The 24,947-nt window shown below is 44.9% G+C and carries 16 protein-coding genes; 4 read left to right on the forward strand and 12 right to left on the reverse strand.

The window, feature by feature from the left end; translation table 11 throughout:
* Window positions 1-167: 167 nt before the first annotated feature.
* Complete coding sequence (locus MHI06_RS21705; protein ID WP_340399064.1) at window positions 168-1,127, reverse strand: AraC family transcriptional regulator; 960 nt, start codon at window positions 1,125-1,127, stop codon at window positions 168-170.
* Window positions 1,128-1,358: 231 nt separating this feature from the next.
* Between MHI06_RS21705 and MHI06_RS21710 the strand changes: the two genes are divergently transcribed.
* Complete coding sequence (locus tag MHI06_RS21710; RefSeq protein ID WP_340399065.1) at window positions 1,359-2,945, forward strand: stalk domain-containing protein; 1,587 nt, start codon at window positions 1,359-1,361, stop codon at window positions 2,943-2,945.
* Between the two features lie 140 nt (window positions 2,946-3,085).
* On the opposite strand, the gene MHI06_RS21715 is transcribed toward MHI06_RS21710, so the two are convergent.
* The 4 genes from MHI06_RS21715 to MHI06_RS21730 all read right to left on the reverse strand — a co-directional run bounded on the left by MHI06_RS21715 (window position 3,086) and on the right by MHI06_RS21730 (window position 9,710).
* Window positions 3,086-3,298: a hypothetical protein gene (locus MHI06_RS21715; protein ID WP_340399066.1), complete on the reverse strand. Its 213-nt coding sequence runs from the start codon at window positions 3,296-3,298 to the stop codon at window positions 3,086-3,088.
* A 146-nt stretch (window positions 3,299-3,444) separates the two neighbouring features.
* Window positions 3,445-5,688 carry a carboxylesterase family protein gene (locus MHI06_RS21720; RefSeq protein WP_340399067.1) on the reverse strand — a complete coding sequence of 748 codons (2,244 nt, stop codon included), beginning with the start codon at window positions 5,686-5,688 and terminating at the stop codon, window positions 3,445-3,447.
* 598 nt (window positions 5,689-6,286) lie between these two features.
* Window positions 6,287-7,543 carry an amidohydrolase gene (locus tag MHI06_RS21725; protein ID WP_340399068.1) on the reverse strand — a complete coding sequence of 419 codons (1,257 nt, stop codon included), beginning with the start codon at window positions 7,541-7,543 and terminating at the stop codon, window positions 6,287-6,289.
* A 253-nt stretch (window positions 7,544-7,796) separates the two neighbouring features.
* On the reverse strand, window positions 7,797-9,710 hold the full coding sequence (locus MHI06_RS21730) for an AraC family transcriptional regulator (protein WP_340399069.1): 1,914 nt from the start codon (window positions 9,708-9,710) through the stop codon (window positions 7,797-7,799).
* 232 nt (window positions 9,711-9,942) lie between these two features.
* Between MHI06_RS21730 and MHI06_RS21735 the strand changes: the two genes are divergently transcribed.
* Window positions 9,943-11,595: an alkaline phosphatase gene (locus MHI06_RS21735; RefSeq protein WP_340399070.1), complete on the forward strand. Its 1,653-nt coding sequence runs from the start codon at window positions 9,943-9,945 to the stop codon at window positions 11,593-11,595.
* Window positions 11,596-11,748: 153 nt separating this feature from the next.
* Window positions 11,749-12,114 carry a VOC family protein gene (locus MHI06_RS21740; RefSeq protein WP_340399071.1) on the forward strand — a complete coding sequence of 122 codons (366 nt, stop codon included), beginning with the start codon at window positions 11,749-11,751 and terminating at the stop codon, window positions 12,112-12,114.
* A gap of 73 nt (window positions 12,115-12,187) precedes the next feature.
* Here MHI06_RS21740 and MHI06_RS21745 read toward each other — a convergent pair whose 3' ends face one another.
* From MHI06_RS21745 to MHI06_RS21775, 7 genes are all read right to left on the reverse strand, one after another.
* On the reverse strand, window positions 12,188-13,411 hold the full coding sequence (locus tag MHI06_RS21745) for a GNAT family N-acetyltransferase (protein WP_340399072.1): 1,224 nt from the start codon (window positions 13,409-13,411) through the stop codon (window positions 12,188-12,190).
* Between the two features lie 63 nt (window positions 13,412-13,474).
* Window positions 13,475-14,158 carry a DUF4274 domain-containing protein gene (locus tag MHI06_RS21750; RefSeq protein ID WP_340399073.1) on the reverse strand — a complete coding sequence of 228 codons (684 nt, stop codon included), beginning with the start codon at window positions 14,156-14,158 and terminating at the stop codon, window positions 13,475-13,477.
* Between the two features lie 253 nt (window positions 14,159-14,411).
* Window positions 14,412-15,440, reverse strand: a complete 1,029-nt coding sequence (locus MHI06_RS21755) for a pectate lyase (protein ID WP_340402163.1) — start codon at window positions 15,438-15,440, stop codon at window positions 14,412-14,414.
* A gap of 384 nt (window positions 15,441-15,824) precedes the next feature.
* Complete coding sequence (locus MHI06_RS21760) at window positions 15,825-17,255, reverse strand: glycoside hydrolase family 1 protein (protein WP_340399074.1); 1,431 nt, start codon at window positions 17,253-17,255, stop codon at window positions 15,825-15,827.
* A gap of 25 nt (window positions 17,256-17,280) precedes the next feature.
* The gene (locus MHI06_RS21765; RefSeq protein WP_340399075.1) at window positions 17,281-19,176 is read right to left on the reverse strand and encodes a beta-glucoside-specific PTS transporter subunit IIABC; all 1,896 of its coding nucleotides are present in this window, start codon (window positions 19,174-19,176) and stop codon (window positions 17,281-17,283) included.
* A 212-nt stretch (window positions 19,177-19,388) separates the two neighbouring features.
* The gene (locus MHI06_RS21770; RefSeq protein ID WP_340399076.1) at window positions 19,389-21,773 is read right to left on the reverse strand and encodes a helix-turn-helix domain-containing protein; all 2,385 of its coding nucleotides are present in this window, start codon (window positions 21,771-21,773) and stop codon (window positions 19,389-19,391) included.
* 225 nt (window positions 21,774-21,998) lie between these two features.
* Window positions 21,999-22,841 (reverse strand): AraC family transcriptional regulator, encoded by an 843-nt coding sequence (locus MHI06_RS21775; protein ID WP_340399077.1) that lies wholly within the window; start codon window positions 22,839-22,841, stop codon window positions 21,999-22,001.
* Window positions 22,842-22,957: 116 nt separating this feature from the next.
* On the opposite strand from MHI06_RS21775, the gene MHI06_RS21780 reads away from it, so the two are divergent.
* The gene (locus tag MHI06_RS21780; RefSeq protein ID WP_340399078.1) at window positions 22,958-24,943 is read left to right on the forward strand and encodes a beta-galactosidase; all 1,986 of its coding nucleotides are present in this window, start codon (window positions 22,958-22,960) and stop codon (window positions 24,941-24,943) included.
* Window positions 24,944-24,947: the final 4 nt, after the last annotated feature.

Raw genomic sequence — 24,947 nt, forward strand, 5'->3', positions numbered from 1 at the left:
TACACCAGACCACTACGATTGCAGTACCATCTTCCGATCGCTGTTATCACCTGATTTCTGTAATTCACTTCTAAGATGGGAGAAATCCGTTGATAAAGGCGAACGCTCCGCTTCTCCAGACTGGTTCTGCACTCTTCGTTCTTGTGTAATCTTTCAGTTCATCTTATTTAATAAATCTTTTTCATTTCAGAAGGCTTCACGCCGAATTTGCGATAAAATTGCTGCGAAAAGGCACTGACATTGCTGTAACCGACCGCAATGGCGGCCTCGGTGACGTTGTTATCCTGATTGCGAAGCAGCTTCATGGCGTTGTCGAGACGAACCTGACGCAAATATTCGAAGACCGTACTTCCGAAAAGCGCCTTGAACCCTTTTTTTAATTTAAAATCGTTAAGACCCACTTGTCTGGACAATGCTAGCAAAGATGGAGGATCTACCATGCAGGCCTCCATAATCTCCCGCGCCGTATGTAACTTCCGGATGTCCTCTCTGGAGAATCCCGCAGGGATTGGCGCCAGATCAAACAGTTGGATCATAAATCGATTCAAGATCTCCAAAGCTGTGGCTTCCATCATTAAGGATGATCGATAACTGTTGTTTAATTCCACAATCAGACTGTCAATCATCGTTCGTATCCGGTTATCCAGTTGAAATACAATCGGCTTAAACACCTTCTGTCCCAACACCTGATTAAACGCAATCGGCTTGAAACTGCCCAGTTGTGCCGCAGCATAATTGAACAGAGATACCGGAATCCCCAGCGAAAAGGACGTATACGGCTCCCTGGCCGGAGGATGAAACCACGCTTCGAAATCATGCATAAAAATAAGGGCCCCTTGCCCTATCGATAATGAATAATCCTGACCGGATATATCCACATGTCGCTCTCCTGATAAGGCAAATTGCAATTCCACAATGGGTGTCTCGGACGCAAAATACGTAGGATAAGGCTGATGATATTCAACCTGGGAATATAAAATCTCAATGCCACTGTATGTTGTCACTCTTTTGACCTTACCGCTACCCGCCTTGGGAGAGAGCAGATACGTATGTTCATCTTGCTGACTGTAAGGCTCCTGGGTCAGGTAATGTTGGTATACTACGCCTAATGCATCATCCGTGCGCATAGGTATTCACCTCGCCTATATCTTGATCAGACTCGTCAATAAAGAAAGCCTGAATTAATTGATAATGATTCTCAATTAATTCTACCGCAATTTCTTCTTTTCGGCTAGTTGGAAAGACAACATGTTTTACATAACTTGCTGACTCCTCATATTTCTTTTTAACATTTCATCCCCATACTAAAACAATTGTACATGCCATCACACACGAAACGATAAAGGGGATCTGGAACATTGAAAAAGAGAAATCAATGGCTTGCCGTTCTGTCGATGACTGCCATTCTTACCGCAGGAGCCACTAGCTACACATCCATGATCCATGCCGCTGACGCAACTAAACCTGCCAATGATCATATCGTCCTGCGTACAGCCATCCAAAACATGCAGGGTACGGTCACATGGAACGGAAGCAGCCGCAGTGTCGATATCCAGATCGCAGATACTAAAGTACAACTTCCTGTAGGAACGTCCTCAGCCACCATCAACGGTGTGAAAATTCCTCTGGATAGTAAAAGCTATATCACCAATGGGACAACCTATGTATCTCCCCAAACGCTAAAATTAATCACGGATCAATTGATCCTGAAACAAAATAAAACCGGTTTTGAACGGACCGCATCCTTCCAGATGCCTGGTGGCAAAGCAGAAATATCAGCCTCTACACCAGATGGACAGCGCCTGCTCGTAACCGAGGCGGACAATGGCAGTATTTCCGTGCTGGACATTGCTGACTTGAAAAACATCAATGTATTGAAAACCGTCAGCTTCCATGACCTCTCTGCCAAAGCTGAAGTCACGAGCGTAACCGTGTCCAAAGATGGCAAATACGGTCTGGCTGTTATTCGTACAGGTGATACGGACAGTGAAGCAAACAAAGGATTGCTTGCCATTGTAGATCTGACAACCTACAAAACCGTCAAAACGTATGAACTCGGTATTGGTCCTGACTCCATTGCACTGTCACCTGACGGTCTACATGCGGTGATCGCGATAGAGGATGAAGAGCTGAATAAAGTTGCCGATGAAATTGACTATGCCAACACCAAACGTCCGGGTAGCATTATGGTTGTATCTTTTGCTGGCGGGAACGTACTGGAGGGTGAAATCACCAACTTGCCGGTATCTCTGGACAATGTAGAAGGCGCCATCTATCCGCATGATCCACAACCGGAGTATGTTGCCATTAGTCCGGATAGCAAGACAGCAGCCATCACGTTACAGGAGAACAATGTCGTGGCCATCGTAGATCTGGAGACGAAAAAGATCAGCTCCATCTTCGCGCTTGGTACCACTTCACATCAGGCCGACCTGAAAGATGACGGTATCGTTCAGTTTAAAGAGACATTGACCGCTCGTTATGAACCGGATGGTATTGCTTTCTCGGCAGATGGTAAATACCTGCTGACAGCCAATGAAGGGGACCTGGGCAAGAATGAATTTGAGGATGGTGTAAAAGCAGGCGGACGTAATATTGCTGTCTGGGATCTGCAAGGCCAGCGGATGTACGATAGCCAGAACCTCATTGACGAGGCAACCGCCATGGTTGGCTTGTACCCGGATGATCGCAGTCCCAACAAGGGAAGTGAAGTGGAGAATCTAACCGTTGCTACTGTAGATGGTGCAACATATGCCGCGGTAGCTTCCGAACGGGCAGATGCCATTTTGTTCTTCGATCTTGCTGATCCGGTCAATCCGGACTATCTGGGTCTGATCCCTACAGCCGGAGAGTCGCCGGAGGGAATCCATCGGGTAAATGGACGTAACCTGTTTGTGAGTGCTGATGAAAGCACAGGAACACTTAGTTTTTTTGCCAAGAAATAGATCAAGTGTCCTTAGTATGCAAAGGCTGAATTGAACGTTTTCACGCTGTATTGAGTAGGAGGGGGCGAAGAGCCCCTATCCTCTCATACTGTTGTACACGCCACACTATTTCACATTTCCACAACTAGTGCTTCGAACAGTTAACGAGACTTTATATTTTCCAATTCCCGCCTGTTCCTATCCACTTCCTCTTGTAATACTCGCACTTCCATCCTTAATGCGGATACTTCCTCTTTGACGCCAGACCTCTTCATCACAAGATAGAAAACCAGATATAATACAAGACCAATCATAATAAAGAAAATTAATAGCGTTATAATACCTGCAATACCAAAATTACTAACTCCATCCATAATGTACGTTTTCCCCTTTCCTATATCTTATTAATTTATATTTACAACAATACCATATTTAAGTATAACGAACAGTACAAAAAGCCAAGAGAGCATGCTCCCTTGGCTTTCAATTTATCTATATATACCTTCCTATCCGGTGATCCTTATTCCCAGAAGAAACGACCTGCGAACACTTTTTCCGTCAACAGTTTGTATGTTTCTTCTGGCAATTCTTTTTTCATCTTCGCCATAACGGCTTCTTTGTCTTGATTATATTGTGTGGACATGCCAATCTCTGCCATTGTATTGCTTGCATCCAGACGCATGATTGGGGCTTGGGCATCTTTCGTCCAAGGTGTCCATGCCGCCAGATCAGGGGACCCACCCTTACTTGGATTGCCTGTGTACAGGAACTGCTTCAGGTATGCTGCCATCGCGGTGGACAACTGATCACGTCCTGGTTTGTTCGTATCGCTAAAGTACCCCTCAGGGAAATAGGCAGCAATACCGTCTGCGTGCCCTGTATAGAAGTCCATGTCTGCACCATGTGGTGCGCCCAGTAATGTAAGCAAACGCTCAGAGATGACTCCAGGTTGTGTACCCCATGCAAAACGATACGCATATACCGGTGGCTGACCTGCTTCACTCGTCAATTGCTCCGCTACACGCTCTGCATTAAAGCCTGCATAAGCTTCGCTACCGTATTTCAACGCAGCAGCATATTGCTCCGCCTTGGTTTTATCGGTAAACAGAGTCTCATCGGCGATGGATGGAGCGAAGTTCGGATCACCAAAGGCAAAGCCAGAGAACTCCGTTTCCAAGCTGCCGAGCAATACAGGAACTTTCGTATAATTGCCGCTATTGATCGCGTCAAATCCTTCTTTTGGAATCACAGTACCATCTCGGAACAGATGCGGGAATGGTTCCATACGGATTGCGGTTGCACCAAACGCTGTGACCAGCTTGTCCGCAGGCAGTGCACGCAGGTAGCTCTCCAGCTGTGCCTGAGATTGCTTGCCAATCCATGCTTTTGCTTCTTCTGCGTTAGCCGCTTTCCCCTCTTGTACGAGCAGCTTCACGAGTACATCTTCGGATTTTTGCTCGCCTTCTTCCGGTGATGCTGTCGTCAATCCTCCGCTGAAAGCAACTGCTTTTTGATACAGTCCTTTGCTAAGTGGAGAGATCAGAGTTGCCAGCACATCACGTGCACCCGCAGATTGTCCGGCTAATGTCACATTGCCTGTATCTCCGCCAAAACCTTCGATATTATCCTGTACCCACTCTAGTGCACGGAATGCATCGAGCAGACCGTAGTTACCGGATTCATCCAGGGCATTGCCTGTTTTCAGCGCTGCATTCTCGAAGAATCCAAGGGCTCCCAAACGATAGTTCACCGAGATAATGATGCTGTTGGTACTCCGTGCAAGCTGTTCACCCTGAAAATCTTTACCTGATCCGGTCATATTCCCGCCGCCGTGCAGGAATACCATCACCGGAAGTTTCGAACTCGTTGTGTCGGGACGCCAGATATTAAGATACAGCGAATCCTCGCTGCCTACAGTATTTTTACCAGAAATCTGCAAGCTGTTCGCTGCAAATTCCTTAGCCGATCTCGTTCCTGTCCATGCTTCCGGTTCTTGTGGAGCTTTCCAACGCAGTTCACCTACCGGAGGTGCCGCGTAAGGAACACCGAGCCAGCCGAGCGTGCCATATTGCTCATAGGTTTTGCCATCAATCGCACCATATTTGGTCTGTTGCACCGTTTGAGGTTGGAACGCCCCAGCCTCTTTATGTTTCAACCAGCTCTGCTCCAAGGTTCCACTACCATTCTTGAGCTGCGTCTGCAAAGCCTGTGCGGTGGCCTCTGCCATCAGGCGATTGGTAAGTTGACTCGCTCCCTGCCCTTGAAGCGCCTTAATTCCTTTACCTGCCGCATAGGTGGAAGCTGCTCCTTGCTCATAATCCGTACCCGCTTCATATCCGAGCACCTTCAGTAACATTTCGGCATAACCTTCTGCTGTAAGGGGTGCGTTAGGATCAAACTTCTCCGTTCCTGTTACGATCTCAGCTACATACGGATGCTGCTTCAAGTATCCAACGACCGGTTGCAATACTTTGCCTGCCTGAGCCGCATCGTCATACGTTTCCGTTCCCTGATAAGCGAGTGCTTCTTTCTCCAATCCGGACAAACGCAAGTAAAGCACTGCGGCCTGAATGCGTGTAGCCTTTTTGTTCAGATAAGCCGCATTAACGCCTTGACCGCTGCCGCGAATAAGCTCGGATTGGATCAGTTTGTCCATCGCTGCTGAAGAAGAGGATGCTGTATTGCCTGCTGCATATGCCGGTAGAGCGGATACACATAACCCCAGAATTGTTGCTACGGCAATCGAACGTTTAATGGTTTTCATGTCATAAATCTCCTCGCTGTCGAATAGTGTGTGATGGGATAATTTCATTGGAAATGTTCAGTTGAAATGCGTATCTAAGAATCAGTATTCCAATGTCTGGATGAGCCTATATCTCTATTTAGGAAAAATTAAATTTGCTGCGCTCCTTTCTTCTCAAAATATCTGCTACGGCGCTTGCGATCATGCCATCAGGCATTTTTTTATATAAAAAAACCTGAACCGAAGGCAAACAGACATCGCTTTAGCGTGGTCTACTGCCCTCAATTCAGGTTTTGCCTGCAATCAGTAACAACCCTGAGGAATGAGGCTCATTCCATATGATAATGTAAACGCAATCAATCGTTTGATGATGAAAGAACCAACGAATGAACTGACACAGGTATTGCCCTAAACACGGTTACAATCCTGTTGTTATGGTGATGTTAGCACAGAATGAAAGCGTTCGCAATATCTTTTTTTAATCATCTTCATATGATCTCTGTCAGGGATAACACCAAAAACCCGCATTCTCATGCGGGTCTGAACTTATCTTACATCATGATGATCTGGACTGCTAACTCTCAATCCATGGATATCTGCTGCCCTATCAACCTGTCGTTTACAGTGTACGTGCCAACTTTTCCAGCAGTTCTACCGCAAGGGCCAATACCGCTTCATCAATATCAAATTCGGGATGATGATGCGGAGCAGGCAACTCGCTCCCAACAATCATATACGTAGCTTTGCCACCTTGCTCCTGCACTCGCCGGATCATATAACTGGCATCCTCGCTGCCGAGAGCAGCACTATCTGATATGGCCTCTGCATGGGTGAACCCAGCGATGCCTTCTGCTTGCTGAACCGCAAGTTCTGCAAGTTCCATATCACATCGAATCGGAATAGCACTTCCGACCACCTCAACTGTAGCGGTCAGTTCATGCATGGCTGCGCTATGCTCAATGATGTGCCGCACGCGACGTTCCAGCTCCCAATTTGTTTCTTCACTCGTCGATCGCGTCTCAATAACCATACGAGCATGCTCAGCAATAATATTGGCCCCTGTTCCACCTTCCAAAATACCTACATTGATCCGGGTATCTGCCGAGCTGAACCGGGGAAGTGCATGAATATTGAGCATGGCGGTCGCTGCGCCCAGCAGTGCGTTCCGTCCTTCCTCCGGTGAAGCCCCTGCATGGGAAGATACCCCGGTGAAGTGCGCTTCCAGCTTGGTCGTTGCCAGGAATCCGGCAGACGCACCTCTGATATGACCGGATGGCACACCGGTACCCAAGTGAATACAGAACAGGCGATCCACCTGTTCCAGCATTCCTTTTTCGACCATGGCATATGCTCCGCGCACACCTTCTTCGGCAGGCTGGAACAACAGCCGGATCTTGCCGGCAAACTTCCGGTTACTCAACCGTTCTGCAAGTGCTAGTCCAATCGTTGTATGTCCATCGTGTGCACAGGCGTGCATAATGCCCTCATGATTGGAACGAAATTGTGCCGCTTGCGGCGCATGTTGTTCCAACTTGCTCTCACGGATCGGCAGTGCATCCATATCGAAGCGGAACGCCGTCGATGGTCCCTCCTGCTCCCCTTGAAGTTCAGCGACAACGGCGGTGAATCCACCTCGCATCTGCTCCACGATTACGGGATCTGCACCTTCCCGGAGGGCACGCTGATATGCATCTTCCAACACTTCCGGTTTGGGCAGCCCCCGCCGTGATGTGTCGTCAATGGCATCTTTTCCATAAGTGACGCTATACCCCAGTTCCGTCAGCATCTGCACCACTTTGGTCGCGGTACGAAATTCCGTAAATCCCAGTTCAGGATGTGCGTGCAGATCCCGGCGAAGCGCAATCATATCCATCATGTGTCATTCCCCTCTCCAACCTCTATCTATTTGATCATGCATACCGTTCCACACTACTCATTCAACGTTATGAGTCACTAAGCCTGCTCCTGATGATCTCCTACAATCTTGCGTTTACTCCCTGTTCCGTGGGTTATAAGCTTTAATTATATATAGAACCGCCGATATAACAAAACAGGCCATAGGTGAATTCACCTATGACCTGCTCTAATATGACGTGATTTGGCGTCACACTTATAGAATGACATCATCACTATTCCTGAAGCTTGCTCACTTGCTCAATCAGGCTATCCAGTCCCTTGTCGACCAGATACGGTCCATAATTCCAATAGTTGCGAGATACATTAATGATCCGATGATTTTTAATTGCAGGAATACTCTGATACACCGGCTCCTTGAATAGTTCCATCATCTGCTCCATCTCTTCATCGTCCATCTGGGTGAAGAAGTAGTCTGCAGGTTTATCCGCCAGCTTCTCCAATGAGAGCACGGTTCCACCATCTGCATAGGCTTTGTACTGTTCAGGCATATCAAATCCGAAATCCTGGTATATCAGCTTGCCCAATGTGCCGCCTTCTCCCCCAAGTAATACCTCCTTATTGTAGATGACGAAGGACATGGCCGTGGTTCCCGGTTCAATGTTGATGTTCAGTTCATCCCGAATCCCCTTCAACTTATCTTCAAAGGTAGCAATCCATTTCTCCGCTTCCTCTTTCCGATCCATAATCTCGCCCATCGTTCTCAGCGTGTTGATGACATCCGGGTCACCACCCCAGGCTACTGTAATCGTCGGCGCAATTTTCTCATAGGTACCGATCACTTCCGTGCTTGTATAATCCGGTACGATAATCAGATCTGGCTCCAGATCCGATACCACTTCTACGTTCCCCGTTCCTGATCCGATATCCGGCACATTAGCCATCTCTTCCGGGTACAGATCAAGCGTTTCCTTATTCGCACCCGCCGGCTTCATTCCAAGTGGCAGCAAATACCCACCATATGTGATTACAACCGGTTTGGTAGACTGAGCTGGAATCTCAACCGTTCTCCCCGATGCGTCGGTATACATTTTGGTTGCAGGCAATGAAGCATCTTCATTTGCTGTTGACTGTGGATCAGCCCCTCCCCCGCAAGCTGCTAATAGCAGGGATAAACTAAATAATAAACTGACCGCCAACGTAGGCTTAAAACGAACATTCAAGTCATTCACGCTCCAAGTGTTGTATTGATAATGATTATCGTTATTATCAATATAGCGTTGTCCGAGCTCTCCAGCAATGAACGATTCCGACTTCTTGTTGGTACGATTTGAACCTTTAGGAAGATGACTATGCATTTTATATTGAGCAGGGGTTTCTCCCATCATTCGTTTGAAGATTCGGCTAAAGTAGTACAGATCTTTATATCCGACGCTCTCAGCCACATCACGAATCTGAACATCTGTCTCTGTTAACAATACTTTGGCTCGGTTCATCCGGGTTTGGATGACGTAATCCATGGGGCTGCACCCGAATTTGCGCTTGAATACCCGTGCCAGATAGTGACTGCTGTAATGAAATTGGGCCGCCATATCCTCCATAGACACGGGATGCGCGTAGTGCTCCTGAATGTACGCTGCAATCTGCTCGGCCAATTCCGGAGGTTCAATCACCTGCTCAGCCGCCAGCTTCCATTGACGAAACTGTTCGTATACAAACTGATACAACAGTCCTGTGACCTGCAGCCTGTGCAATTCTTCGCCGCTTGCCCAGCATTCATGCATTCTCTCCATTATGGGAATTAGCGATAGTGGATAGGTTGCTGCAAAATGATACTGCTGCGGAGAAAATGCGTACTCCCGTTGTACGTTTTCCGCTCTCGATGGGTCGGTACTTGCGAAGCTTGGCTGAGGTTTATATAGAATTAGATAATATTCCAAAGGCATATCCAGACAATGGATATGTATAGTTGTGCCTTTGTCACCATGTAGAACCTGTGTCTGGTTGGACCTGAGCTTTTCTTTGCCCAAATGAATATTGGCTTCCCCTCTGACCATCAGCAAAAAAGCATGGGCTGGCAGAACATACGGCTTGAGCACCTGTCCCGGCTTCAAGACCAGATGACGAATGTCCATGAGCTTCACCTGATTTTTATTCCACCACTGAATGGCTTCTGACCATTCTTTCATTACATACCACCTCAAAGCCGATCATTAGACGAGGGTCTTTCCCAAGCCCGATTTTCTCCTTAACATACAAGAGTGATCCTCATTTTGTCCAGTTTACCTGAATTCCACCACCCTTTATTAATCGTAAATTTTACATATAGTTAATCCATTTCATACATTGGTTTAGCAATTGTTGTATACACTGGGTTCTGGAGACAAAAAAACTATACATATATTCTAGGAGGATGCATTCATGTTAAACCGGTTTAATGTCCGTGCAGCCAAAATGATGCTCGCGGTGACAACGATTGTTACGGCTACACTCGGAGGAAGCAGTGCAGCGTGGGCTGTCGAAGACACGACCTCAACGACATCTGCATCACCGATTAAAAATGTCATTATACTCATTCCTGACGGCATGGCTAACGATGCGACTGCTTTGGCTCGTTGGTACAAAGGCTCGTCCCTAACACTGGACTCCATGGCAAGCGGCATGGTTCGTACACACTCCGCTGATGCGCCGATTGCGGACTCGGCTCCTGCCGGAACAGCTTTTGCAACAGGTTATAAATCGCATACCGGATTTGTCGGTGTACTGCCGGATAAGGCTACGATGCCTGGACAGAAAGCAATTGCACCTGGAGATGCAAGAAAGCCTGTTGCTTCCGTGCTGGAAGCATCCAAACTGGCCGGTAAAGCAACCGGGATTATAGCCACATCCGAGATTATGCACGCTACACCAGCAGACTTCTCTGCCCACTATCCGGATCGCAAAAACTACGATGCACTCAGCAAACAACAAGTCTACAATGGCATCGATGTTGTGTTGGGTGGAGGTAGCAAATACCTTGAGCCAGCTGGACGTAAAGACGGCGAGAATCTGGTTTCTTCCATTAAAGCACTGGGTTACGATTACGTCACTACACCGGAGGCAATGAAAGCATCCGATTCAAATAAATTATGGGGCATGTTCGCACCCGCAGGCATGGCTTACAATATAGACCGTGATCCTGCCAAGCAGCCAAGCCTTGCTGAGATGACATCCAAAGCCATTGAAGTTCTGTCCAAAGACGAAGACGGCTTCTTTCTAATGGTTGAAGGCAGTAAAGTGGACTGGGCAGCTCACGCCAATGATCCGATTGGTATTATCAGTGACGTGCTGGCATTTGACGATGCCGTAAAAGTAGCCATAGATTTTGCCAAAGCGGATGGAGAGACTGCCGTTGTGGCTGTTACGGACCATGGTAATGGTGGACTCACCATTGGTAACAACGCAACAAGCGGCACATACGATAAAGAGCCGTTGTCCACATTTATCGGACCTTTGAAAAAGGCCAAGCTAACAGGCGAGGGCGTTGAAGCGAAGCTGAATGCCAAGCGCACGAACATCAAAGCAGTGATGAAACAATACTATGGCATTACCGATCTGACTTCCGAAGAGATTGCCACCATTAAAGCAGCTGAACCAGGCAGCCTTAACTATGCAATCGGTCCAATGATCAGCAAACGTGCAGGGATTGGCTGGACAACTGGTGGTCATACAGGTGGAGATGTTGTGCTGTACACGTATGCTCCGAACAATGATCGTCCATTCGGTGTGATTGACAACACGGATGTCGCTAAATATATGGCACGTGTACTGGATCTGGATCTCGACAGCGTGAGTAAACAATTGTTTGTACCTGCCAAACAGGCATTTACAGCCAAAGGCGCGACCTACAAGCTGGATCTGACGGACGCCAAAAATCCAAAGATCCTCGTTACAAAAGGTAACACCAAGCTGGAACTTCAAATCTACAAAAATATCGCACTGGTGAACGGCAAAAAGACAGCGTTGGAAGGTGTCATTGTCTATAACGGTGTAGAAGCCTTTGTTCCACAGACGGCCGTTGATCTGATTCAATAATTCGTTAGAACTACTGGAACTACTGGAGATTACACCATTTGGCTGCCGAATACTTCGGCAGCTATTTTATTGTTTGCTGATAAGGAGTAGGTGCTTGTCCCCGCTTAACGTATAATGGACGTAATATTGATACAAAAAAGGAGAGATTCACCCATGTTGATCAAATTAAACTGGATCACGCTGAGGGTCAGTAATTTGGAAGCTTCGCTCGGGTTCTATCACGACATGCTCGGACTTCCCATTCAGCGCAGATTCGAAAGCCGTGGACGGCAGATTGCCATGCTGGGCATGGAGAATGCAGCCAAGCTGGAACTGATTGAGGGTAGTGAATCCATTCTTAAACGTGAGGCTGGCGTGTCAATCGGTTATGAGGTAAGCTCGCTGGATGAAGCCATGGAACGACTGACAGAGCTGAATGTCCCGATTTTACGTGGCCCCATCCAGCCCAATCCGCAGCTGCGGTTTATTTACATTACAGATCCAGATGGTTTCGAGGTACAACTCGCAGAGCATACCTAATAGCCGAGTGTAACTAAGCATTAAGTGTACTTATCAGGATGACCGGTGGGGTATCGGTAAGCTTTATGTCTGTTTACAGCTTCATGCGGCGCATCAGCGGCACACCTACGCGATTCAACAACCGATCAAGCAGTAGCCAGCACCAGCGTCTGCCCCAAGGAAGATGGCGCTCATATACAGCGGAATACTCGAAATCCGCCACAGCACCGCGATTGCGCTTGAACTGCGCAGCCCCGGCGCTCTCATGCAACAGATGGCCGTTCTCGCGAGACTGTCCGATCAGACAGGCCGATAACATGCGGTATAGTCCAACAGACTGGGGCACCGCTGTGTCGTAACCGAACAGCGGCGTTGTCATAACTCCATTGCGGCAGAAATAACCCATGACCGCGTCCAGGCGCCCCTCTTTTCGCAGTCCATAGAGCCTGAGTGTTCCTGAAGCCATCGCAGCAGCAATGAACCGCTCGGTGAATTGCGGATTGTGATAGGAGTATTTTTCAAGGTATAACAGCTTGTACAACTCCACGATTCGCGGAATATCTGCATCTGTCATATCTGTTACGGATACGAGTTCGTATCCATGCTTGGCCAATAATTCGTAATCCCGCTTTAGCAACCAGCGCGACTTCGAGTTGCCAAAATTCGGATCATACGCTCGGTACAGATAGATTTGTCGGCTTGGGATCAATCGACACCCCGCTTCTGTTAGCCTCGCCGTCAGATCGGAATGAAGTCCCGGACACAAGGAGCGAAACACAATGACATGCTCAGGGTATCGCTCTTGTACCGCTGCAAGCAAACAAGCCGCCTGATCACCAGACATGGCTGGATACAGATTGGTGGACAACAACCAGTTGTTCACATGCACGACTTTGTTGATCTGTGATCGCTTCATTCCCCAACCGATTAGACTGAGCAGCGCAGAAAGACCTTTTTCCAACATGGGCTTCTGCAACATGGTCAATTCCTGCTTGGCGTAACTCACGTAATGCGTGTATGGCGAACAGACATAAGCATTATCATACTCTGTATCGTTCATTGTCACCGGAATAACGAGATCATCGATCCGGGCGAGCAGCAATGTCGTTTCCACGTTGGACATAAAGCTTTGGGGCCCTTGCTGCATCATAGGTTCCAAATAAGCCCTGGCATATCTGCCGTCCTCTGTATTAGGCCAGTCCATGTCTTTGAACAAATGTTGATCATATAGACGCACGCGTTCAGCGCCGTTATCATTCCTAATCTCATATGTACGGTCATCGCAGGCCGAGCTGTCTTTCATTCCTTTATTCTTCAACCTTCTACTCCCCCATGAGGTAACATCTTCTCTTTAACTATCAAGTTCAGTTCAATGGCTACCCTATCCGGATAATTGCTCTGCAAGCTGACGATACGCCGGTCCGTCCTCTCTCTCGCTGACCTCATCTTCATCCATCTCCAGCCAGTAGTCCGCATCCAGCAGTTCTGCCATATCCAGCCGCGTAATCTCTGCACATTCAGGATGTTCACATACTGCAATCATCGGCTCAGGACTGTCGTCCCAGTTGTATCCGTTCACAATGGCATGCAGGAGTACAGCTGAATCCAGTGCACGGATTTGGGCAGTTGCCTTGTCTGAAGACTCCTCGTACAAAATTTCATCTACAATGCTTTGCTCCGCCTGGGTCAGCTTGAGTCTAACCGCACCTTTGGTATCCAGTAACATATCCGCTATGTCCGGATTACGTCTCGCTACGTTCCAGGCACTGGCCTGAATTCCAAGGGGAGCGTCCAGTTTGACTCCATGTTCAATCAATAGCTGAATGGCTTCAATTTGCTTGAACTTCACAGCTTTTTTCAGGGCGGTATCCCCAAGCTTGTCCTCCACTTCCAAGTTCGGGCCGAATTCCAGAAGACACCGGATCGCTTCAGTCGGCATACGATTTGTCAAAAAGAGCATCAGCGGTGTACGCCCACGATCATCCTGTTCGTTGATATCCAATACACCGACGGCTGGTCTGACTTGTTCCACATCTTTGGATTTGCTAATCTCCAACCAATTCATGGTTCGTTCTCCTCCATCCTCTTCATACTCTACACAACACTGTATAGGAAAAAAATGCATGCATCAAGTTGTACTCTAGACGAAAAAAAGCCCGTCCAGTACGCTAAATACGCACCGACAGGCTCTGCACTGGATTGCTCCGTTACACTCGAAATCTCGGAAACCTCATTCTTTACAAACAAAAAGGCCTGTCTTATACGTTATGGCGTACAGAACAGGCCTTTTTGGTCATGATATGGATGGGCAGAAACTCTTATTTTCCGAATACAAGTGTGGTATTGGATGATCCTGCATACTTGGTGACGAACTCACGCGCGTAGCTGGCACTCTCTACCTGATAACTATAGTTGGAGCTTGGTCTCCAGTTCGTTTTAGGAGAAGTCGGGCTATTCAGAGCCGGCGTACTGCCCGTATCCGTAAACTCACCTTTTCCTTTGTCATCCAGGATGCCACCCTTTTCAGCGCCAGCACCAAAGTAGTTGTTTTCAGAATAAATCCGTGCTTTTTCACCAATTGTGATGGCCTGATTAAAGTTGTTGGCATAGTTGTTTTTGAGATGGAAGTAACCATATCTTAAAAGTCCAGGACCACGTACATTTAAATTTTCGAAGTAATTATTAGACATCGTCACATGAGGTACGCCATTGTAACTGCTGTTACCATCATTCGGATGACCGAGGATAACGCCATACTTATGGTTCGCAAATTTGGAATTGCTAATCGTAATGAAGTCAGCGCGATCACCGATATACAGAAGCTTGTCCAGATCACTTCCGCCAGAGCTATAGCTGTGGCCAGCGAACGTCACATGATCGATCCAGTAATTGGAGCCAGAAGTGATGTACACCTGGATATCATCATTGCCGTTGATATTCGCTGAATGTTGAAAGGTCAGGTTCTGAAAAATCACATTGCTTGAACTGCTTGTAGATCTGAAATGAATATTCGTTAATGTATGTTTGTCAAAAGAACCTACCAGTGTCTTGTTCGCTCCAAATTCAACCTTTTGCAGAGAGGAAGAAGAAATATTCTGTTCAACAACGACAATTTTGGCTGTAGAGCCCGCCATATGTGTTCTCAGGTCATTAAGATTACTAACGTAAACCACCTGACCGTTCTTGCCACCTGTCGTAGCTGCCTTGGATACACCATTTTCATTCTTGGCACTGCCTGCAAAACCGGTTAATCCGTTCGTACCTGTGTTTGGATAACTGGCCGCGCCATATGTAGACGGAGCCGTTGAGATCGTTAACAACAATAGAGTTACTGCGAGTAAAAGCAACGAAAACTTTTTCAAAATTTCACCATCCTTTATAATATTATCCTCGAAGACAACTCGATTATATCGTGTAACTTCGACTGTGACAATACAATGATTGCAAAAAGACAACAATTATCACTTTTATGCAACAGCAGATCAGATATAGTGAAAAACGTAAAACCAGGTGCAACAATCAACGTGTTTTATTTATCTGATTGTTCCTCTATTAGGTAATGTAGAAAAGTCTCCTTCAACTAATCTGCTCGTTAGTGTAAAAAAGCAGCAAATCAAAAAGATGCACCTCCATTGTTAGTCATGACTAACAATGGGATGCATTTCACACGTTGATCGACTGCTTTTATTTGGTTTTAGTTAATTAAATTTAGCTGTTCAATGCTGGTTAACTCAGTCCAGATCTTCACCATTGTTCTCAATCACCTTTTGGTACCAATAAAATGAATCTTTAGGTATCCGTTTTAGGTCTCCATTACCTTCATCATCTTTATTAACATAAATAAATCCATATCTTTTTCTCATTGTACCACCTGACAGACTTACAAGGTCCAGAGCACTCCACGGCGTGTACGCAACGACATCTACTCCATCATTAATTGATTCACCAATTTGTTCGATATGTTGACGTAAATAATCAATTCGGTAATCATCATGTATTCTTCCATCTTGAACTATATCAGCAGTACCCATACCATTTTCGACAATCATAATAGGAATTTGATAACGATCATAAACGTGATTTAACACCCATCTCAATCCAATTGGATCTATTTGCCATCCCCATTCTGTTGCTTCAAGATAAGGATTTTTCATACCATAGATCAGATTTCCTGCGGTAAGTTCCTTGCTTTTATCGTTTCCAATACAATTGGTCATATAATAACTCATAGAATAAAAGTCTACTGTTCCATCTTTTAAAGTCTCTTCATCTCCAGGAAGCATCTCAATATGAATGTCTTTTTGTTTGAAATATCTTTCCGCAAATACGGGATATGAACCTCTAATCATGACGTCCCCGCATAACATATTTTTGATCTGATCTTCTTGTTGTGCAAGACGAATATCTTCTGGGTGACAGGTTAGTGGATAATTACACATATATGCAATCATACATCCAATCTTATTATTATTGTCAATGCGATGGCCTAATGCAACGGCTTTTGCGCTTGCTACGAACTGGTGATGAAGAGCTTGGACGCGGAGCTGTTCCGTATTATCCTGGGACTTATAGGACATATTCATCGCACCAGCAGTAATAACGCCAAAGGGAACAAGTAGACAGTTAATTTCATTAAACGTGATCCAATACTTCACTTTTCCCTTATAGCGGTTAAACAAAACTTCACAGTAATTGATGTAGAAATCAATCATCTTACGATTAGACCAACCACCGTAGTGATCCGCTAGATGCAAAGGTGCATCATAGTGAAGAATGGTTACAATGGGTTCAATATTATACTTTGACAGTTCCTCGAACACATCATCATAAAATTTCAAACCCTCTTCGTTTGGAACGGTTTCATCCCCTTTAGGAAACACACGGCTCCAAGAAATTGACATTCTATACGATTTAAGTCCCATCTGCCCCATCAAAGCAATATCTTCTTTAAAATTATGGTAGAAGTCGCTCGCAACATGACCTGGATAGTACACATCCGGCATAACTTTCTCGGTTTGGTGCCGATGTACACTACCGTCCACACTTCCGCCTAATATGTCCATTATACTTGCGCCTCTCCCGCCTTCGTTCCACCCTCCTTCAACTTGTGCTGCAGATGTTGCTGCTCCCCACATGAAATTCTTTGGAAAATTGTGTTTCATCTCTATCTCTCCTATCCATAATTAATTAAGTGTTCAGCACATGATCTCCATAGGTTACGTTTCCAGTCTTGTGTTGAATGTTAGGGTAACGATCTGAATTGGTCACCACAATCGAAGTTGTCAGATCATAACCAAGATTTTTAATCTCTTCTTTGTCAAATAACATTAGGGTATCGCCTTTTTGAACTTGATCTCCTGTCTGAACTTCTAGATTGAAATGATTACCTTTCAGTTTGACCGTATCGATCCCAACATGAATCAGTAGCTCCATTCCGTTATCGCTAACCAAAGCAACCGCATGCTTGGTTTTGCTTATGACAACAACTGTCCCATCGAATGGGGCAACTACTCTCCCCTCAGAAGGAATAATTGCAAACCCTTTCCCCATAGACTCCGTCGCGAATGCTTCGTCATTGACTTGGGAGAGTCGTATTGCTTCCCCCTTTAGTGGACTTCCAACATGCTCTTCAACAACATTCTCAACTGGAGAATCATTCACATCTTTGCCCTCAAGCGTATTCGTTACCGTTGGATTACTTTCTTTTTCCTCATCTACAGGATCTTTAAATCCAATTAGCCAGACAGCGATAAATGTTAGTACGAAGGAAGTTATAACGGTTAAAATTACCCATACTAGCGATATAAAACCTTCGTCGCCAATAAAGATCGGAAGCGAAATGATGCTCGGACCTACAAAGGAATATGCAGTCACTCCTGTTATACCAGCTACTGCCCCAGCCAGAGTAGAGCCGATTAGAACTGCAATAAATGGACGCTTGAGTCTTAGATTCACCCCATATAGTGCTGGCTCGGTAATACCAAATAAGGAGGCTACACCTGCCGAAAGTCCAATACCTCTCATTTGGTTATTCTTCGTTTTCAGAGCAACAGCAAAGGCAGCTCCTGCTTGTGCGATATTTACCACTAATCCACTAACGATTAATACAGGGTCAAACCCTTTGGTAGCAAACATCGTAATGATCAAAGGAATAAGCGCATTATGTGTACCCGTTATAACAAGAAATGGGAAAATTAAAGCGTTAATACTTACGGCAATCCAACCCCATGTGTTCATAACATCAACAAATTTACCAAAGTAACCGCCCAAGAAATCTCCAAAAGGCCCAAATACGATTAACATGACAGGTGCAACAATTAAAATGGTAAGCATAGGTCTTAGAAAAACCTTGACCATTGCAGGACTTAAACGATCTGCAATAGGATTGACATAAGACATCAGCCATACCGCCAAAATAATAGGTACAGCTTGCGAGCTATAACTTAGCAATTGTAATGGAATACCAATAAAGCTAGTAGAAGTAGCCCCCTCTGCGGACATGGCCATCAGATTAGGATGTAGTAAAATAGCTGCCATGACCATAGCTGCAAAGTGATCTGTATTAAATTTCTTCGCAGCAGTAAAGGCTACAAAAAACGGCAAGAAATAGAATACGCCATCACCCATAAGATTCAATATCTGCAGCGTAGAACTCTCATTCGTCAACACTCCTGCGCTGACCAATATCGTACAAAGGACTTTAATCATCCCTGAACCTGCAATTATAGGAATAATAGGAATGAAGCAGCTCATCAACACATCAAGCATCCGACTGAATACATTTTTCTTCTTAGGTGTTTCAGCGGGATTTGAGTTCCTCGAACTCACCGGCTTTTCTTTAGAAACTGCCATTTCAAATTCTTTATACACTTGTTCAACTTTCGGTCCAATGACGATTTGATACTGTCCTCCCTGGTTTACGGTACCGTTTACATCTTTCAAGGTTTTAATTGCTTGATCGTTTACCTTGGACATATCTTTTATAGAAAGCCTTAGGCGGGTAACACAATGGGAAGCGGATTCAACATTTTCATTTCCTCCCAAATGTTTAAGTATTTCTTCAGCTGTTTTCTTGTGATCCACCAGCATCATCTCCTATATTGTTCTACACTCCATTTAGACATTACTTATGTTAACGCTTTATTTTCTGTTGTTATACAAGCTAAATATCCTTTTATATATGTCTTTTTTAATCCCTTCTCAGTTTAAATGAATTGACATTAATTATTCACATTCATTTATTATTCTTTTCTCAAAAAAAGAGGATGTACACTGTTGGAAGCGCACATCCTCTTTTAATATTGATAAATTAGTCGAATGCTTTTGATTTCATTCCTACTTAATTCTGTATTGAACTCAAGTGTTTCATTGTTGACTTCGATTTGGTAAATTCTCATTTGAGGAACAGTAATCTGTTTCAGATAGTCAATTTCACTATTACTAAGGTCCTGACCCATATTAAGATTAATCCACTCTTGCTGAACATTTCCATGCTCTTCATTCACCGAACGAACTTTGATTTTATACATTCCGTTTTTTACATTATCTATCTTAAATCGTAGTGTCATTGAGTCTTCTTTCTCAAATATTTCCCTGTACATTAAAGGATCGTTGGATGACATCTGTTCCGTATAGTATTTGTAATTTAGCGACCCACAGTTATGACAGATGATAAAGTAATTATCTGTGCCATCCGTTGTCATAAGACTATGGGGATTTTTACCGAGAAAGTATTTTCCTTTTCCAATGTTTAAAAAATGATAAGCATAGTACGAAGGTTTTTTAAGCCCCTGTGTACTTAGAAGCCCTGGGCCTCCAAACAATAAGTTTGGTGTATCTGCCAGTTCAGATAGTGAATCTAGAGCATACCAGTACCCCATGGCTTGAAGCAGACCATAACTATCTATAATATTCTTCACCAGATAAGCAGCTTTATAACAACTGTCATTCAACATAGTATGATGAGACATATTAAAGTCCCAGTTGGACAATTCAATATCATTTAGTTCATAACCTGTATCGTTAATTATTCTTTTGACCATCAGTACCTGATTTTGGATATATTGTGCATCCATTATCTTACGCAACTCTCTTTCTCCTTCCATACTCGAACCTGGCTGAAGATCAGAATGTAAGGTTATGAAGTCAGGTTGATACGGATTAACAAACCATTTTGTCAAAAATTCTTTAATCCTTCCAGCGCTAAGATGGATAGGTAACCCTGGACCACCTACCTTAAATTCCACAGAAAAGGAGTAGAGCACTTCTTTTATTGAGTTAAATAGCTGAAAGAAAAATGATTCGTTACACTTTTTGTTTTCTACATTAAAGACCACTTCGAAATACCATTCTTTAACTTGTGATTTTCCGTATCGATTACTGACATGAGAAATAAATGATCTGAAGACTTCCATAAATCTCACAATTACTTCACTGTCGGAATCACCTTCAATGCCTAGTTGATGAAGATCTTCTAGCGGATTCAAAACAATGTATGGCTTTATCTGGTGATCCATCAAAAAATCAAATACACGTTCTAAGTTAAAGAAATTTAGTTTTGTACTCTTAGAGGGAGTCAATAGCTTCATATCTTTACTAAAAACATTCCATATTCTTCCGTATTCAAAACCTAAATCTTGTTTTAGTTTTGTAATCTGTTCTTGGGGAGAAAAATTACTAAGCATTGCAGCTTCGTTCAAATTAATAACTTTCGTCCAGTATCGGAAGAACGGAGTTTTATCATTTCCGGATACTTCTAAAATGCTTAGTTGATTGGATACCATGGATAACTCACGATCGGCAGGTACTTCAAATATATCCTTTAAATTTTCACGCCAATTCGAGGGCATCTCTAATGTATCTTTACGCTGTTCCTTCGCACTATTTATACGATAATCGTGAGGAGTATCGCTATACTCTTCTTTAAACAATTTGTTGAAAGCATTCACATTTGGAAAACCATTATTCATTGCAATTGAAGTGATGGAATGGCTTGTACCCAACAATTCATTAACTGCATGGAATAAACGCACCTGATTTAAATACCTATTAAAATTCATACCAAATTGTTCCTTGAAATATTTAGAAACATATGGAGGAGAAAGAAACAGGAACTCCGCTAGGTCTTTCAAACTGATGCTTTTAAAATAATTGACTTCAATATAGTTTTCAATCTCATTTCTCCGTTCTACTCCTCTATATGCCCCATCCATACTCCCCTTGTTATATATGACAGAAAAATGACTAATAAAGTGGTCGAGGAGCTGGTAATACAAACTATTTAAGTTAATTTGGTTGGGATCTTGGTTTTCGTAGTGAACTTTGAGAATGCTTGTTAAATATTTGCGAATTTGTACATAGTCTTCTTTCTTCCCTAAGGATGAATTGCATAAAAAGAATGCTTTACTTGCATGTAAAAGTTCTAAAATTTTGTAATAATTAAAATGAAAGATAACATACGTTACGTTATGTTCTGCAAGAATTTTATGTTTGAATGTTGAATTAACAATGATGATATCTTGTTCTTCTAAAGTAAACTCCTCTTCCTCAATTCTAATTTTGAGTGAGCCCTTTAGTAAAAATAACAATTCAACATTTCGATGCTGATGAGTATCTATTCGTTGTTGAGTACTTAATTTGTAACTGATTAATTGATCCTGTTTTAAATAAGCATTGTCCATAAGTAATTCCTCTTCCTTCAATCACAATATTCTCACTTACATTATGTCCATTTTAAAAATAAAGATTTTAACGTTTCATGATTACAACATATTATATAACAGATTCAATTTTTGTTTTTGTGCGTGTAGAACCGATTATATCGGGTTCATTCAATCTTGGCCTTTTACACACAAAATAGAGCCGCTAATTAGCGGCTCTATAAACGAGTTGCAGTTAATAATATGTCACGACTTCTGATAGTTGCGGCGGAAGGCGCCAGGTGTGATTCGTTCCAGCTTCTTGAAGATGGCTCCATAATAGCTGGTAGATTCGAAACCGACTTGACGAGCGATATCCTCCATCCCGCGCTGCACATTGCCAAGCAGCAGTTCCTTGCTCTTGTTGACCCTTACCTGGTTAACATAGCTGATGGGACGAATGCCTGTCGTCTTCTTGAACAAATGACAGAAATATTCCGGTGTGACACAGATCAATCCAGCCAGCGTTGGCAAAGTAATCTCTTCAGCATAATGCTGTTCAATATAGTCCAGAACCGGCTTTAATCGCTCATACTGCTGCCCGACGGTATCGTTACCCTCGACAGATACGCGTTGAATGATCTCTGTCAATAAGGTATAGAGGACGGCGGAGCAGGCGTAATTGCTTAATGTCTGCTCTTGTGGTGTTAAGGCAGCTTGCAGCAACTCCCGCATGCGGGATCGAAGGTATTCAGGTGATGCAAGCGTATATACGCTTGTGTCGACAATGCCCACGGTTTCAAACAAGCTTGCTGACCCGCTGCCATCGAAAATGATCCAGTCGACTTCCCAGCTCTCGGATAACGCATAGTATTCATGCTTCTGTCCAGGGAACAACAGCATGCCCATACCTGGCTTGACGATATGTTCCGTTTCACTTAGCTTGAGCTTGCCCACACCACTGCGGCATTGTATCCACTGATAATCCTGAATGCCTTGGTCTCGGCGTATGTGCTCCTGTTCATGATGCAGACCGATGCCAAGCAGATAAAAAGGGAGTAGCTTGTCTCTGGCGGATAATACCGGGAAATTGCGATTGGGAAGAGGCATACGACTAACTCTCCTGTTATCTTAATATTGTTATATCATATTAATTATTTAAGATATTCACTCCAATTAATATAGCATATAATCGCAATATATTGATAACTAAAGGAGATTACAGGATGACAATTAAGATAGGAATTGATTATTATCCAGAGCAATGGACCCCGGAGTTATGGGAGAAAGATGCCGTACTTATGCAAGAGACGGGGGTTGCTGTTGTGCGAATGGCGGAGTTCGCCTGGAGCCGAATGGAACCGACCGAGGGTACTTATCAGTTTGAATGGCTGGATGCGGCTATAGAAGTATTCGCTTCGCGTGGTATGGAAATTGTGTTATGCACCCCAACCAATACCCCGCCGAACTGGATGACAACCCGTTATCCGGATGTGCTGCCCATGGATGAGCAACGCCACATCATCCGGCCAGGTGTGCGTGGACATCGTTGCAACAACAGCCCTTCCTTGAGAATGCTGGGCTCTAGATTTGTGGAAGCGATATCACAGCGCTACGGTAAGCATCCCGCCGTCATCGGCTGGCAAATTGATAACGAGATGCACTACCAGGAGTGCCATTGTGATACATGCAATCGTGCATTTGTCGCTTGGCTGCAAAAGCGTTATTCCAATCTGGAGGAGTTGAACCGGGAGTGGGGTACGGTCGTCTGGAGTGGGGAGTACAGCAGCTGGGCTGAGGTAACAACGCCGCTCGGCGTCAGCAAACCGATGAATCCTTCCTATCTTCTGGAGTACAAGCGATTTTGTTCTGACAGCGTAGGCTATCTGCTGGGATGGCAGCTTGAGATTTTACGCCGTAACTGTCCAGGCCAATTTGTGACGCATAACATGTGGCAATATCCGAATAGCCTGGACTATTATGATATGCACAACGAATTGGACTTTGTCTCTGTTGATTATTATCCGAATGAGCTGTATCGCGATTATGGCGATCGGTTTCCGAGGAACGGAGCGCTTACGCTGGACTTGGTTCGCGGCATCAAACGCCGGAATTTCTGGGTAATGGAACAGCTCAGCGGAGCACAGGGCGCCTGGATGCCGATTCAGCGCACCCCGTATCCTGGACTGATCCGAGCTCGCTCTTGGCAGACAATCGCTCGCGGTGCGGATATGGTCGTCCATTTCCGATGGCGGAGTGCTACCGTCGGAGCCGAACAATTCTGGCACGGGCTGATCGACCACAGCAATGTTCCTGGACGCAGGTTCAGGGAATTCGCGGAGCTTACTCGCGAGGTGAACCAGTTAGGAGAAATACTCGCCGACTCAACCATTGTTACCCAGGTTGCGATCCTGCATTCGCATGATCAGCATACGGCGCTTTCCCTTCAGCCGCAGGCGGAAGGGGGAATGCACTATATAGACAACTTGTCCTCTATGCATAATGCATTTTTGAAAATGGGCGTCGGTACAGACGTTATCAACTGGACTGAGGAGCTCGACGGGTACAAGCTGGTCATTGTCCCTTCCCTCTTCCTGTTAAGTGAAGAAGTAGCACAGCGACTGGAGAGTTTCGCAGCCAAGGGTGGCACGGTTGTTCTCACCAATCGGACTGGTGTGAAGAACATGAGGAATGTATGTGAGATGTTGCCTCTGCCGGGGCTACTGGCGGAAGCGGCGGGTGTTGTCGTAAGTGAATATGATGCCATCGGCAACAGTGAGCATCGCATACGGAACGCGGAGGGCAAGACATTCGCTGCGAAGCAATGGTGTGATCTACTGGAACTGCGAGGTGCAGAGCCGATCGCCTGGTATGACAACGACTTTTACGAGGGTGTACCGGCGGTTACTGTCAATAAGCTTGGTGAAGGTGAAGTGTATTATGTCGGCACTTGGCCGGAGCCATCGTATTTCTATCAGCTGTTTGAAGACATATTGAAGGAAAAGGAATTGGCGCCCAAAATCCAGTTGCCGGAAGGTGTCGAGCTATCGATTCGAACGAAGGGGGAGCAAAACTTCCTCTTCCTGATCAATCTGACGAATGAGCAACGAGAGATTACGCTGGACGTTCCTTATCTCAGCTTGTTGACTAGCGAGAGATTGGATCAGAATTTGACTCTTCCAGCTCTGGGAGTAGATATTATAACTGTATAAGATC

This window comes from Paenibacillus sp. FSL H8-0079 (assembly GCF_037991315.1).
In the GTDB taxonomy this organism is placed as follows: Bacteria; Bacillota; Bacilli; order Paenibacillales; family Paenibacillaceae; genus Paenibacillus.